Annotated in this window: 1 tRNA gene and 1 rRNA gene; both read right to left on the bottom strand. The window is 39.1% G+C overall.

From position 1 onward, the window contains the following. A 23S ribosomal RNA gene (locus tag ESZ26_RS19070) occupies positions 1-227 on the bottom strand; the annotation flags it as partial. Positions 228-705: 478 nt separating this feature from the next. After that, positions 706-781: transfer RNA gene (locus ESZ26_RS19075), tRNA-Ala, on the bottom strand. Positions 782-915 lie beyond the last annotated feature (134 nt).

A 915-nucleotide genomic window follows, 5' to 3' on the forward strand; every position in this document is an offset into this window, starting at 1 on the left:
GGTTGATTTCTTTTCCTCAGGGTACTTAGATGTTTCAGTTCTCCTGGTTCGCTTCATTAAGCTATGTATTCACTTAATGATACTGACTTATGTCAGTGGGTTTCCCCATTCGGAAATCATTGGCTATAACGGTTTTTATCACCTTACCAATGCTTATCGCAGATTAACACGTCCTTCATCGCCTCTAACTGCCAAGGCATCCACCACATACGCTTAGTCACTTAACCATACAACCCTAAGTAGTCTATCAACACGAAGTACACCGTGGAGACTAATCCACAGCAATTGTAAAGTCTGACATTTTCACGCACAAATAAATGTGTCTTGAATAAGATAATTAAGTTCGAGTAGAACTTAACTAAATGTTGATTAACTGCTTGCGCAATTAATCGCTTTTGTAGATTTTATATAACATGCAAATCACAGCGCGACACTGTTCATTGCTATATAAAATCATTTTTATATCAGCTTTCCAGATTGTTAAAGAACTTGTCATTTACGCGCATTCGTTAAAAACGTGGTTTAAAAAACCAAATTAATATTCACTCACCAGATACTGAAACACGTTCAGCATGACGAAAGTAAACCTTAATTTGGCCTTATCTTTAATGAAGAATCATAATGGTATCTTATATTGTACAAGGCAGTTTGTAGCGCCGTGTACTTTACTACACAAGCTGCGAACTAACGCGGTATAATTTAAGATGGTGGAGCTATGCAGGATCGAACTGCAGACCTCCTGCGTGCAAGGCAGGCGCTCTCCCAGCTGAGCTATAGCCCCATCGGGATTCTTCTAATTTGTTATCATGTAATTTGTGTAGACACTCGTGAAACTCAAGAGCTTCCATTAAACTGTTTTTACTTCAAGATAAGGAGGTGATCCAACCCCAGGTTCCCCTAGGGTTACCTTGTTAC

This window comes from Colwellia hornerae, from assembly GCF_007954355.1.
Lineage (GTDB): Bacteria > Pseudomonadota > Gammaproteobacteria > Enterobacterales > Alteromonadaceae > Colwellia_A > Colwellia_A hornerae.